The 13177-nt window shown below is 65.4% G+C and carries 10 protein-coding genes; 8 read left to right on the forward strand and 2 right to left on the reverse strand.

The genetic code is table 11. The features are described 5' to 3' along the window. Positions 1 to 7 precede the first annotated feature (7 nt). The 8 genes from nuoL to mtnK all read left to right on the forward strand — a co-directional run bounded on the left by nuoL (position 8) and on the right by mtnK (position 9821). A complete protein-coding gene (nuoL, locus tag JEY66_RS22235; RefSeq protein WP_018271853.1) occupies positions 8 to 2080 on the forward strand; it encodes an NADH-quinone oxidoreductase subunit L in 2073 nt (690 codons plus the stop codon). Next, positions 2081 to 3595 (forward strand): NADH-quinone oxidoreductase subunit M, encoded by a 1515-nt coding sequence (locus JEY66_RS22240; protein ID WP_016841819.1) that lies wholly within the window; start codon positions 2081 to 2083, stop codon positions 3593 to 3595. It begins immediately after the preceding gene. A 10-nt stretch (positions 3596 to 3605) separates the two neighbouring features. Next, positions 3606 to 5042, forward strand: a complete 1437-nt coding sequence (nuoN, locus tag JEY66_RS22245) for an NADH-quinone oxidoreductase subunit NuoN (protein ID WP_026192819.1) — start codon at positions 3606 to 3608, stop codon at positions 5040 to 5042. A 61-nt stretch (positions 5043 to 5103) separates the two neighbouring features. Continuing rightward, entirely contained in the window at positions 5104 to 5910 is an 807-nt protein-coding gene (locus JEY66_RS22250; RefSeq protein ID WP_026192818.1) for a biotin--[acetyl-CoA-carboxylase] ligase, read from the forward strand. Further along, entirely contained in the window at positions 5910 to 7580 is a 1671-nt protein-coding gene (locus JEY66_RS22255; RefSeq protein ID WP_018271852.1) for a ribonuclease J, read from the forward strand. Before JEY66_RS22250 ends, JEY66_RS22255 begins: the two co-directional genes overlap by 1 nt. Before the next feature lie 71 nt (positions 7581 to 7651). Next, positions 7652 to 8056, forward strand: a complete 405-nt coding sequence (mce, locus tag JEY66_RS22260) for a methylmalonyl-CoA epimerase (RefSeq protein ID WP_016841811.1) — start codon at positions 7652 to 7654, stop codon at positions 8054 to 8056. A gap of 7 nt (positions 8057 to 8063) precedes the next feature. Continuing rightward, entirely contained in the window at positions 8064 to 8339 is a 276-nt protein-coding gene (locus tag JEY66_RS22265; protein WP_016841810.1) for a DUF1467 family protein, read from the forward strand. A gap of 177 nt (positions 8340 to 8516) precedes the next feature. Further along, positions 8517 to 9821: an S-methyl-5-thioribose kinase gene (mtnK, locus tag JEY66_RS22270; protein WP_018271851.1), complete on the forward strand. Its 1305-nt coding sequence runs from the start codon at positions 8517 to 8519 to the stop codon at positions 9819 to 9821. Between the two features lie 710 nt (positions 9822 to 10531). Here mtnK and JEY66_RS22275 read toward each other — a convergent pair. Beyond that, positions 10532 to 11566, reverse strand: a complete 1035-nt coding sequence (locus JEY66_RS22275; RefSeq protein ID WP_026192816.1) for an ABC transporter permease — start codon at positions 11564 to 11566, stop codon at positions 10532 to 10534. Positions 11567 to 11668: 102 nt separating this feature from the next. Beyond that, a complete protein-coding gene (locus tag JEY66_RS22280; protein WP_018271849.1) occupies positions 11669 to 13171 on the reverse strand; it encodes a sugar ABC transporter ATP-binding protein in 1503 nt (500 codons plus the stop codon). Positions 13172 to 13177 lie beyond the last annotated feature (6 nt).

Raw genomic sequence — 13177 nt, forward strand, 5'->3', positions numbered from 1 at the left:
CGCAGTTATGGTTCAGGCAATCGTATTCCTGCCTCTGCTGGGCGCCATCCTCGCAGGCATCATCTCGCTGGTCGGTGCCCATGCGCGCTGCCCGAGCGGCGATATCGTCGACCATCACGACGACGCGCATGGCGACGCCCGTGCCTCCGCCGCCCATGACGATCACGGTCATAACGACCATGGCCATGACGATCACCATGTCTCCGAGCCGGCGGCCGCCGGCTCGCGCCTCGCCGAGCTGATCACCACCGGCCTGCTGTTCGTCTCGGCGGCGCTGTCCTGGTTCACGCTGGTCGATGTCGGCTTCATGCACCATGACGCGCGCGTCGTGCTGCTGCCCTGGATCACCTCGGGCGACCTGCAGGTGGCCTGGACACTGCGGGTCGACACCCTGACGGCGGTGATGCTGGTCGTGGTCAACACGGTGTCCGCGCTCGTCCACCTCTACTCCATCGGCTACATGGACGAGGATCCGAACCGGCCGCGCTTCTTCGGCTATCTCTCGCTGTTCACCTTCGCGATGCTGATGCTGGTGACGTCAGACAACCTCGTGCAGCTGTTCTTCGGCTGGGAGGGCGTCGGCCTCGCGAGCTACCTCCTGATCGGGTTCTGGTACCAGAAACCGTCGGCCAATGCCGCGGCGATCAAGGCCTTCGTGGTCAACCGCGTCGGCGACTTCGGTTTCGCGCTCGGCATCTTCGCGATCTTCGCGCTGGTCGGCTCGACCGATTTCGAGACCATCTTCCACGCCGCGCCCGGGCTGACCGGCAAGACCATCAACTTCTTCGGCTGGCAGGCCGAGGCGCTGACCCTGACCTGCCTGTTGCTGTTCATGGGCGCGATGGGCAAGTCGGCCCAGTTCCTGCTGCACACCTGGTTGCCGGACGCGATGGAAGGTCCGACCCCGGTGTCGGCGCTGATCCATGCCGCGACCATGGTCACCGCCGGAGTCTTCATGGTGGCGCGGCTGTCGCCGCTGTTCGAGCTGTCACCGACCGCGCAGGCGGTGGTGATGTTCTTCGGCGCGACCACGGCGTTCTTCGCCGCCACGATTGGCCTCGTGCAGAACGACATCAAGCGCATCGTCGCGTATTCGACCTGTTCGCAGCTCGGCTACATGTTCGTGGCGATGGGAGCGGGGGCCTATTCGGTCGGCATGTTCCATCTGTTCACGCACGCCTTCTTCAAGGCGCTGCTGTTCTTAGGGTCCGGCTCGGTGATCTACGCGATGCATCACGAGCAGGACATCCGCAACATGGGCGGGCTGTGGCGCAAGATCCCGTACACCTTCGCGGTGATGTGCATCGGCACCCTGGCGCTGACCGGCTTCCCGCTGTTCGCCGGCTACTTCTCCAAGGACGCGATCATCGAGGCGGCCTATGCGGCGCATAATCCGTTCGCCGCCTATGCATATCTGCTGACGATCGCGGCCGCCGGCCTGACCTCGTTCTACTCCTGGCGTCTGATCTTCAAGACGTTCTTCGGCGAGCCGCACGACCAGAAGCACTATGAGGCGGCGCATGAGAGCCCGGTGTGGATGCTGGTGCCGATCGGCGTGCTCGCCGCCGGTTCGATCCTGGCCGGCCTGCCGTTCAAGGAGCTGTTCGTCAACCCGCACGGCGTCGAGGAGTTCTTCCGCGAGTCCGTGAAGATGAACCCGCACATCCTCGAGAACATGGAGCACATGCCGGGCTGGCTCGCGCCGCTGCCCACCGTGATGATGGCGCTCGGCCTGTTCATCTCGTATCTGTTCTACATCCGCAGGCCGTATCTGCCGGTCGAGCTCGCTCGCCAGCAGCCGATGCTGTACCAGTTCCTGCTCAACAAATGGTACTTCGACGAGCTGTACGACTGGATCTTCGTGCGTCCGGCAAAGTGGCTCGGCTACACGCTGTGGAAGAAGGGCGACGGCTTCATCATCGACGGCTTCGGTCCCGATGGCGTCTCCGCCCGCGTGCTCGACGTCACCCGCAACGTCGTGAAATTGCAGACCGGCTACCTCTATCACTACGCATTCGCGATGCTGATCGGGGCTGCCGGATTGATCACCTGGTTCATGTTCGGCTTGGGAGGCCAGTAAATGACAACCTGGCCCATCCTTTCGGTTACGACCTTCCTGCCGGCGGTCGGTGCGATCTTGGTCTATCTGCTGGCGCGGGGCGGTGACGAGACCGCGAGCCGCACGGCGCGCTGGATCGCGCTGTGGACCACGCTGATCACCTTCGCGATCTCGCTGATCCTGGTAGCGCGCTTCGATCCGGCCTCGACCGATTTCCAGTTCGTCGAGAAGGCGTCCTGGCTCGCCACCGGCATCACCTATCACATGGGCGTCGACGGCATCTCGCTGCCGCTGATCATCCTGACCACCGCGATCATGCCGCTCTGCATCATCGCGAGCTGGAAGTCGGTGACGCAGCGCGTCGGCGAATACATGATGGCGTTCCTGATCCTGGAAACGCTGATGGTGGGCACCTTCTCGGCGCTCGATCTCGTGCTGTTCTACCTGTTCTTCGAGGGCGGCCTGATCCCGATGTTCCTGATCATCGGCGTCTGGGGCGGCCCGCGCCGGGTCTATGCGTCGTTCAAGTTCTTCCTCTACACCTTCCTCGGCTCGGTTCTGATGCTGCTCGCCATCATGGCGCTGTACTGGAACGCCGGCACGACCGACATCCCGACCCTGATGCACACCGCTGTGCCGCGGTCGATGCAGACATGGGCGTGGCTGGCCTTCTTTGCCTCGTTCGCGGTGAAGATGCCGATGTGGCCGGTGCACACCTGGCTGCCCGACGCGCACGTCGAGGCGCCGACGGCGGGCTCGGTGATCCTGGCCGCGATCCTGCTGAAGATGGGCGGCTACGGCTTCCTGCGCTTCTCGCTACCGATGTTCCCGCTGGCCTCGCACGACTTCGCGCCGTTCGTGTTCGTGCTGTCGGTCATCGCCATCATCTACACCTCGTTGGTGGCGATGATGCAGGAGGACATGAAGAAGCTGATCGCATATTCATCCGTCGCGCATATGGGCTTCGTCACCATGGGCATCTTCGCGGTGACGACGCAGGGCGTCGCCGGCGGCATGTTCCAGATGGTCTCGCACGGCATCGTCTCCGGCGCGCTGTTCCTCTGCGTCGGCGTGGTTTACGACCGCATGCACACCCGCGAGATCGCGGCCTATGGCGGCCTCGTCAACCGGATGCCGCTCTACGCGCTGACCTTCATGGTCTTCACCATGGCCAATGTCGGTCTGCCGGGCACGAGCGGATTCGTCGGCGAGTTCATGACGCTGCTCGGAACCTTCAAGATCTCGCTGCCGACCGCGTTCTTCGCCACCACCGGCGTGATCCTGTCGGCCTGCTACGCGCTCTGGCTCTACCGCAAGGTGGTGTTCGGCGCGCTGGTCAAGCCGTCGCTGATGTCGATCAAGGATCTCACCTTCCGCGAATGCGTGACGCTGTTCCCGCTGATCGCGCTGACCATCCTGTTCGGCGTCTATCCGAAGCCGGTGCTCGACATGTCGGCCGCCTCGGTCCAGCAGCTCGTCAACAATTACCAAACCGCCGTGACTGCCGTGAAGGCAGCCGCGCTGACCGTCCAGTAAGGCCCTCGTCATGAGCTTTTCCAGTGCAGGTTATCAGTTGCAGCCGGTGCTGCCGGAGCTGGTGCTCGCGGTCGGCGCCATGGTGCTGTTGATGATCGGAGCTTATCGCGGGCAGGGGACGACGCGGCTCGTCACGGCGCTCGCGATCTGTCTCCTGGTGCTGACCGGCGTGCTGGAGCTCTGGCTGCCGGCCGGCAAGCTCGTGACCTTCGGCGGCAGCTTCATCGTCGATGATTTCGCCCGCTTCCTGAAGGTCCTCGCGCTGATCGCCTCGGCGGCGACGCTGATCCTGTCGACCGAGTACCTGTCTCAGCCCTCGAGCCGCAACTTCGAGTTCTCGATCCTGGTGCTGCTGTCGACGCTCGGCATGATGGTGCTGATCTCGGCCGGCGATTTGATCTCGCTCTATCTCGGCCTCGAGCTGATGAGCCTTGCGCTCTATGTCGTCGCCGCCAGCCAGCGCGACAACGCCAAGTCGAGCGAGGCGGGCCTGAAGTATTTCGTGCTCGGCGCGCTGTCGTCGGGCATGCTGCTCTACGGCGCATCGCTGATCTACGGCTTCACCGGCACCGTCAGCTTCGCCGGCATCGCGGCGGCGGCGACCACCGGCAGCATCGGCATCGTGTTCGGCCTGGTGTTCCTGCTCGCTGGCCTCTGCTTCAAGGTCTCGGCAGTGCCGTTCCACATGTGGACGCCGGACGTCTATGAGGGCGCGCCGACGCCGGTGACGGCGTTCTTCGCGTCCGCCCCGAAGGTCGCGGCGCTCGCGGTGTTCACCCGCGCGACGCTGACCGCGTTCCCGGGCATCGTGACCCAGTGGCAGCAGATCCTGGTGTTCGTGGCGATCGCCTCGATGGCGCTGGGCTCGTTCGCGGCGATCGGCCAGACCAACATCAAGCGCCTGATGGCCTATTCCTCGATTGGCCATATGGGCTTTGCGCTGGTCGGCCTCGCCTCCGGCACGGTCGAGGGCGCCCAGGGCGTCCTGATCTACATCGCGATCTATGTGGCGATGACGCTCGGCTCCTTCAGCATCATCCTGGCGATGAAGCGGAACGGCCAGGCGCTGGAGCAGATCAGCGATTTCGCCGGCCTGTCCCGCACCAATCCGCTGCTCGCCTTCATCTTCGCGATGCTGCTGTTCTCGCTGGCCGGCGTGCCGCCGCTCGCCGGGTTCTTCGGCAAGTGGTACGTGTTCGTCGCCGCGATCAAGGCCAATCTGTTCACGCTCGCCGTGATCGGCGTGCTGACCAGCGTGGTGGGCGCGTTCTACTATCTGTCGATCGTCAAGGTGATGTATTTCGACCAGCCGCTCGGCAAGCTCGACCCGGTCCGCGTCGAGCTGCGCACTGTGCTGGCGGTCGCGGGCATCTTCAACATCTTCTACTTCGCCTATCCGGGCCCGCTGGTGAGCGTGGCCACGGCGGCGGCCAAATCACTATTTTGACGCGTGCGGTTCCGAAATCGGGATGCTGGCTTTCGGAACCAATCATGCGCATAACTCTGACATGACCTTCACGCTCGGGCCTCGGGCCATAGCGGCGGGCTACCGGCTCGCCGCCTTCGATCAGATCGGCTCGACCAATGCCGAGGCGATGCTGCGCGCCCGCGACGGCGCGCAGGGGCCGATGTGGTTCGTGACGCCCGAACAGACCGCGGGCCGCGGGCGGCGGCAGCGGGTCTGGGTCGCGCCGCGCGGCAATCTCGCCAGCACGATCCTCGAGGTGACCGACGTTCAGCCGGCAGTCGCCGCCACCCTCGGCTTTGCCGCCGGGCTGTCGCTTGAAGCCGCGCTGCGGAAGGTCAGCATCGAGGCGGCGCTGCGGCTCGGGCCGGACAGCCCGAAGTTCACCCTGAAATGGCCGAACGACGTGCTGGCCAATGGCAAGAAGCTCTCGGGCATCCTGCTGGAGGCCGAGGCCATCGGGAGCCGGCTGGCGGTCGTGGTCGGCATCGGCACCAATGTCGTCGCAGCACCCGAGGGGACGCCGACGCCGGCCGTATCGCTCGCGGCGCTTGGCATCCAGATCGGGGCGGAGGAGCTGTTTGCCGCGCTGTCGGACGCCTGGGTCGAGTTTCGCGGCATTTGGGACGACGGCCGCGGCTTCCCCGAGATCCGCAGGCTGTGGCTGGAGCGCGCGGCCGGCCTCGGCGAGAAGGTCGCGGTCCAGACCGGCTCGGCGACCCTTGAGGGCACGTTCGACACCATCGATGATACCGGCTGCCTGATCGTCCGCACCGCTGATGGCGAGCGCCTGCCCGTGACCGCCGGCGAGGTCTATTTCGGCACCGCAGCCTCGGTGAGGGCGGTCTGATGGCGCGTCCCGACGAACTCACCTTTGCGCCGCTCGGCGGCGTCGGCGAGATCGGCATGAACCTGTCGATCTACGGCCTCGGCAACCGCCACCAGCGGTCCTTCCTCGCGGTCGATCTCGGCGTCTCGTTTGGCGACGAGGAGCATCTTCCGGGCATCGACCTGATCATGCCCGACGTCCGCTTCCTCGAGAAGGAGCGCAACAATCTGGTGGGCCTCGTGCTGACGCACGCCCATGAGGATCATTTCGGCGCCATCATCGATCTCTGGCCGAAGCTCGGCTGCAAGATCTACGCGACGCAATTCAGCGCGGCGCTGTTCGAGGCCAAATGCGCCGCCGAGCGCAACCCGCCAAAAATCCCGGTCACGGTGATCCCGTCGGGCGGGCGGGTCGATATCGGTCCGTTCAATGTCGAGTTCATCCCGGTCGCGCATTCGATTCCGGAATCGCACGCGCTGGCGATCAAGACCGATGTCGGCACCGTGCTGCATACCGGCGACTGGAAGATCGATCCGACCCCGATCATCGGCCAGCCGACCGACGAGCGGCGGCTGCGCGAGCTCGGTGATGAAGGCGTGCTGGCGCTGGTCGGCGACTCCACCAATGCGGTGCGCGACGGGCGCTCGCCGTCGGAAACCGAGGTCGCCGCCACGATCAAGAAGCTGGTCAAGGCGGCCAAGGGCCGGGTCGCAGTCACGACCTTCGCCTCCAATGTCGCCCGGGTGCGGGCGGTGGCGGATGCCGCGAACGCCGCCGATCGAGAGGTGGTCGTGGTCGGCCGCGCCATGGAGCGCGTGGTGCAGGTGGCGCGCGAATGCGGCTATCTCGACGGCTCGCATAAATTCCGCAGCGCCGACTATTACGGCCATTTCCCGGCCGACAAGGTGCTGGCGCTGTGCACCGGCAGCCAGGGCGAGCCGCGCGCGGCGCTGGCGCGGATCGCCAATGACGACCATCCGCAGGTCACCCTGAACAAGGGCGACACCGTGATCTTCTCCTCCCGCACCATTCCCGGCAACGAGAAGGCGGTCGGCTCGATCATCAACAACCTGGTCATGCAGGGCGTCGAGATCATCACCGACCGTGAGCATCTGGTGCACGTCTCCGGCCACCCGCGCCGCGACGAGCTGCGCGACATGATCTCCTGGGTGCGGCCGCAGCTCTTGATCCCCGTCCATGGCGAGGCGCTGCATCTGGCCGAGCACGCCAAGCTGGCACGCGCCGCCGGCGTGCCCAAGGTCCTGACCTGCCGCAACGGCGACCTCGTCAAGCTCGGGCCCGGCGAGCCCGGCATCATCGGCGAGGTGCCGGCGGGCCGGCTCTACAAGGACGGAACCATCCTGGAGGACGCCAAGTCGCGTGCCGTGGTGGAACGACGGCGGATGGGCTTTGCCGGCTGCGCCTTCGTCGCCATCGCCATGACCGAGCAGGGCGAGCTCGTCGACGATCCCGAGGTTGATCTGGTCGGCATGCCGGAGAACAATGCGGCGGGCGAACTGCTCGACGACATCGTGTTCGATGTGGTGGTATCGACGATCGAGGGCCTGCCGAAGCCGCGGCGGCGCGATCCGGACGCGCTGGGGGAATCGGTGCGGCGCGCGGTGCGGGCGGCGCTGAACGAGCAATGGGGCAAGAAGCCGATCTGCGTCGTGCACGTTCTGACGGTCTGAGCCTAAGCATGATCCGGAAAAGCGCGAAGCGGTTCTCCGAAAAGATCATGCTCAACTAAAGGGAGAATGAGATGCTGGGCCGGCTCAATCACGTCGCGATCGCGGTCAAGGACGCCAAGCAGGCCGCGAAGATCTACGGCACTGCCTTCAATGCCGAGATTTCCGATGCGGTGCCGCTGCCGGAGCACGGCGTCATCACCGTGTTCGTGACGCTGCCGAACACCAAGATCGAGTTCATCGAGCCGCTCGGCGAGGCCTCGCCGATCGCGAAATTCGTCGAGCGCAATGCCGACGGCGGCATCCACCATGTCTGCTACGACGTGCCCGACATCATCGCGGCTCGCGACCGCATGATCGCCGAGGGCGCGCGGGTGCTGGGCGACGGCCAGCCGAAGATCGGCGCGCACGGCAAGCCGGTGCTGTTCTTCCACCCGAAGGACTTTTCCGGCGCCCTGGTCGAGATCGAACAGGCCTGAGGCCAGTATGGCGTACCAGATCTCCACTGGGCTTGCGATCTACTTCGTCCTTTGGTGGCTCGTGCTGTTCCTGACATTGCCGTTCGGCATACGCAGCCAGCATGAGGACGGCGTCGGCGCGCCCGGCACCGACCCCGGCGCGCCGATCCTGGCGCGCATGGGCCGCAAGCTGCTGTGGACCACGCTGATCTCGGCCGTGATCTTCTCGATCGCCATGTGGGCCTATCATTCCGGCTATCTCTCGATCGAGCGGCTGTCGAAACTGATGGGGATGCCGTTCTGATACGCAGTTTTCGTTGGATCTGAAGTAGCCCGCATGAGCGAAGCGACATGCGGGATCACCTTCCCGGGTATCGCTTCGCTCACCCGGGCTACGTACCGATGGGGATGCTGTTTTAGAAACTGATGCCAATGGAGCGGGGATCAACCTCGCCCTGGCAATGCGGAGGAGGCGACCACGATGAACCTGCAGTCCCAGCCGGGCTCCGGGCCGAGCGCATATCGAATCCTGCGGGAAGCCGATCTGCGGGATTATCTCGCGGAGCTGCCCGCCATCGTCGCGCAGCTCGGCGGCGCGCCGGCCGACTGGTCGATCAGCGAGGTCGGCGACGGCAATCTCAATCTCGTCTTCATCGTCAAGGGAAACAGCGGCGGCCTCGCGGTCAAGCAGGCGCTGCCCTATGTGCGCCTCGTCGGCGAGAGCTGGCCGCTGCCGCTGTCGCGGGCGCACTACGAGCACATGGCGCTGGTGCATCAGGCGCGGCTGGCGCCGATGCTCGTGCCTGCGGCGCTGCATCATGATGCGCCGCTCGCGCTCACCGCGATGGAGCTGCTCGAGCCGCACGTCATCATGCGCAAGGGCCTGATCGAAGCCACGCGGTACCCGCGCTTTGTCGAGGATATCTCGACCTTCCTGGCGCAAACGCTGTTCCTCACGTCCGACCTTGCCTTGTCGGCCGCGGAGAAGAAGCAGGGCATCGCCGATTTCGCCGGCAACCATGCGCTCTGCAAGATCACCGAGGATCTGATCTTCACCGATCCCTATCGCATCGCCCAGCAGAACCGCTGGACCGCGCCCTATCTCGACGCCACGGCCGCGGCGTTCCGCGAGGACCTCGACCTCCATGTCGCAATTAGCAGGCTGAAGCTGAAATTCATGGCGAGCCCGCAGGCGCTGCTGCACGGCGACCTGCACACCGGCTCGATCATGGTCACGGACAGCGAGACCAGGGTGATCGATCCCGAGTTCGCGTTCTACGGCCCGATGGGCTTCGATATCGGCGCCGTCATCGGCAATCTGCTGATGGCCTATCTCGCCTCCGCCGGCCACGAGCGCACGCCGGGCGAGCGCGCCTCGTTCGAGGCATGGCTGCTCGCGACCATCGAGGGCGTCTGGAGCGAGTTTTCCCGCAAGTTTCTCGCGCTGTGGCGCAGCGAGGCGAGGGGCGACGGCTATCCGGTGTCGCTGTTCGCGGGCGAGGCAGGTGCCGCGCGGCTGGAGGCGGAACGGCAGGCCTATATGGCGCGGCTGTTCCAGGACACCGTCGGCTTCGCCGCGGCCAAGACCATCCGGCGCATCCTCGGCCTTGCGCACAACATCGACTTCGAGTGGATCGCCGACGAGAAGCAGCGCGCGATCTGCGAGGCGCGCGCCCTCAAGCTCGCCCGCAATATGATGCTGGAGGCGGCGTCGTTCACGACGATCGGAGCAGTCACCTTCGCCGCGCGCGAACTGCGTCACTGGCAGCCGGATTTTGCCAGATGACCCGCTGTCATTCCGGGGCGGAGCGCCGCACCGAACTGGAATGACGACGGAGGAGGCCTGCGACAAATCACCCCGACGGGCAAATTAGCGCTTCCGTCGTCGGGCAAATCAGATGTTCAATTCCGCCCGTCTCACCCGATCGAGGGGCGCTTCGCGGTCGTCACGGACGCGGGTCGAGATGCGGTGGACGCTGAGTGTGCAACTGACGAGTGCGCATGAGGCGGACGGTGAAGTCGTGTGGTCCTGACGCCCAAGTGGCAGGTGTCTCTTCACGTTGCGCGGTGCGCGTGGCGAAGGCGGTGACAAACAAGCCAAGTCTCGCCGGGGAGAGCACGAAGTAAGCCGTAGCCCATCGCGCAGGGAAAGCCGGAGTTCCCGGTTACACCTGTGGTCCTACCCCCGTGCTTTCTACCCATTGCACGGGGCCCATGGGTGCGATCGGCACCCGGCTTTCCCTGCGCCCTCTGCTTTCAGAGGGTGAAACGAACAGCAAAGCTCGGGCATATCGTGTCGCGAGAATGCGGATGTTTGACTCACAAGCGACACACACTCGGCGTCGTCCTGGCGAAAGCCAGGACCCATTATCACGAATGCGAATTGTTGCCCGACGCTGGGGCCACAGCCTGCTCTCAACAACCCAACCCTGTGGTTATGGGTCCCGGCCTTCGCCGGGACGACGAGAGGTGAGAGCTACGTGCTCCGCTCCACTATCAATCCGCCGCTTGCTCCCGCAGCCGCTGCGCGTAGACGTTGATGATCAGCGCCGCGAGCAGGATCAGGCCGCGGATCAGGATCTTCAGGAAGCTGTCGATATTGACGTGGTCGAGGCCGTTGTTGAGCACGCCGAGCACGAACAGGCCGACGATGGTGTTGCCGATGCCGCCGCGGCCGCCGAACAGGCTGGTGCCGCCGACCACCACGGCCGCGATCGAATCCAAGAGATAGGTGTCGAACTCGTTCTGCTGGGCGCTGCCGAAATGGGCGACGCCGAGCATGCCGCCGATCCCCGAGCACACCGCCGAGATCACCATCACGCTGCCGAGGATGAGCTTGACGTTGAGGCCGGCAAATTCCGCGGCTTCGCGGTTGCCGCCGACCATGTAGACGTAGCGGCCGAACCGCGTGTAGGTCAGCACCAGGTGGCCGCCGAGCAGCATCACCGCGGCGACGATCACGATCCAGGGGATGCCGCCGATCGAGCCGGAGCCGAGCGTCGTGATCAGGTCCGGCACCTTGTAGGCGATCTGGCCGCGCACCAGCAGCGCCGAGACGCCGGCCGCGATCTGCATCATGGCGAGCGTCATGATGAAGGAGGGGATGCCGATCATGGTCAGCCCCAGCGCGTTGACGAGGCCGAGCAGCGCGCACAGCGCCAGCGCCAGCAGGATCGCGACGATGCCCGGCATCGGGACATTGGCGATGTTGACGTAGGATTCCTGCAGCGTGAAGTACGCCACGGCAATGCCGGTGACGTTGGCGATGCTGGCGATCGACAGATCGATCTCGGCGCACAGGATCACGAAGGTGAGGCCGACGGCGATGATGCCGGTGACCGAGACTTGCGTGAGGATGTTGCCGACATTGTCGATGGTCGCAAACGACGGGCTCGCGATCGCAAAGAACGCACTGAGGAAGATCAGCGTCAGGAACGGCGCGATGTTGCGCATCTGCGAGCGCAGGAAGGGCACCAGCCCGCGCGACCGCTGGTGATCCGCTCGCGCCGTCGCGCCGTCACTGCTTGCCATCATGTCTCTCCATCAAGCGCGATGAGGTGGTCATCGCGCTTTCCCTGTTTGTTTGAGCATGATCTCATCGGAAAACCGCTTCGCACTTTTCCGGATCATGCTCTAGGCCGCCTCCAGCAGCCGGTCCTTGCTGACCGCTTCGCCTGCAAATTCGCGCACCACCGCGCCGCGCTTCAGCACCAGGATCCGGTCGGCCAGCGACAGCACCGTCTCCGGCTCGGTCGACAGCACGATGATCGCCAGTCCCTTGGCGCGGAGATCGCGCACGATGTTGATCACGTCGTTCTTGGCGCCGACATCCATGCCGCGGGTCGGCTCGCACAGCACCAGGACGCGCGGCGGGTAGGCGAGCCATTTCGCCAGCGCCACCTTCTGCTGATTGCCGCCGGACAGCATGCCGAGATCGAGGCCGACCACCGGCGGCCGGATCTGCAATTGCTCGACCTGGCGCTGGGCGATCGCGCGCTCGCGCACCGGCTTGAGCAGCAGCGAGGAGATCCGCTCGAGGATGCTGATCGAGATGTTCTTGTAAACCGGCTCCTGGTGGAACAGCATGGCGCGGCGGCTTTCCGGCACCAGCGCAACGCCGGCCCGCCGGGCGGCTGCGGTGCTGCGGAAGGTCTTGGCGGCGCCGTCGACCACCAGCGTTCCGCCATCGGGCCGCAGCTTGCCGAACAGGATGCGCGACAGCTCCAACTGCCCGCAGCCCATGAAGCCGTAGATGCCGAGCACCTCCCCGGAGCGGGCTTCGAACGAGACGTCCTGCAGGCTGCGGCGCAGCGAGAGCTGATCGACCTTCAGCACCGCCGCGCCGCCGCTCGATTGCGGGAGCATCAGGTCATCGGTGTAGCTGTGTTCCAGCGCCTCGCCACCGCGGCCGATCATGGCCTCGATCAGCGCGCCCTTGGTGGTGTCCGCGGACGCCGTCTCGGCGATCTTCCGCCCGTTGCGGAACACGGTGACCACGTCGGAGACCCGCAAAATGTCCTCGATGAAATGCGAGATGAAGACGATGCTGGTGCCTTCGTCGCGCAACTTGTGCAGCGTCGCAAAGAGGCGTTCGACTTCGGGCGGGGAGAGGGCGGAGGTCGGCTCGTCCAGGATGATGATGCGTGCGCCGGAGAACAGCACGCGCGCGATCTCGATCAATTGTTGCAGGCCGATCGGCAGGTCGCCGAGCCGCGTCATCGGGTCGACGTCGATGCCAAACCGTGCCAGCTGCTCGCCGGCCTCGCGCGCCATCCGCCGCCACTGCACGAAGCCGAGGCGGTTGGTCGGCTGGTTGCCGAGGAACACGTTCTCGGCGACCGTGAGATCGGGCGCGACGCTGAGCTCCTGATGCACCATGCCGATGCCGGCGGCGTGCGCGTCGCGGGTGGAGCGGAAGCGGGTCTCCTTGCCGTCCAGCATGAAGCGGCCGGAGAACTCCGGATGCACGCCGGCGATGATCTTCATCAGCGTGCTTTTTCCGGCGCCGTTCTCGCCGACGAGACCGTGGATCTCGCCGGCGTGCAGCGCGAAGTCGACCCCACGAAGGGCTTCGACGCCGCCGAAGGCCTTCGTGATCTGGTGCAATTCGAGGATCGCCGAGCGTCCCTGCGACATGAGGAC

The sequence above is a fragment of the Bradyrhizobium elkanii USDA 76 genome, assembly GCF_023278185.1.
In the GTDB taxonomy this organism is placed as follows: Bacteria; Pseudomonadota; Alphaproteobacteria; order Rhizobiales; family Xanthobacteraceae; genus Bradyrhizobium; species Bradyrhizobium elkanii.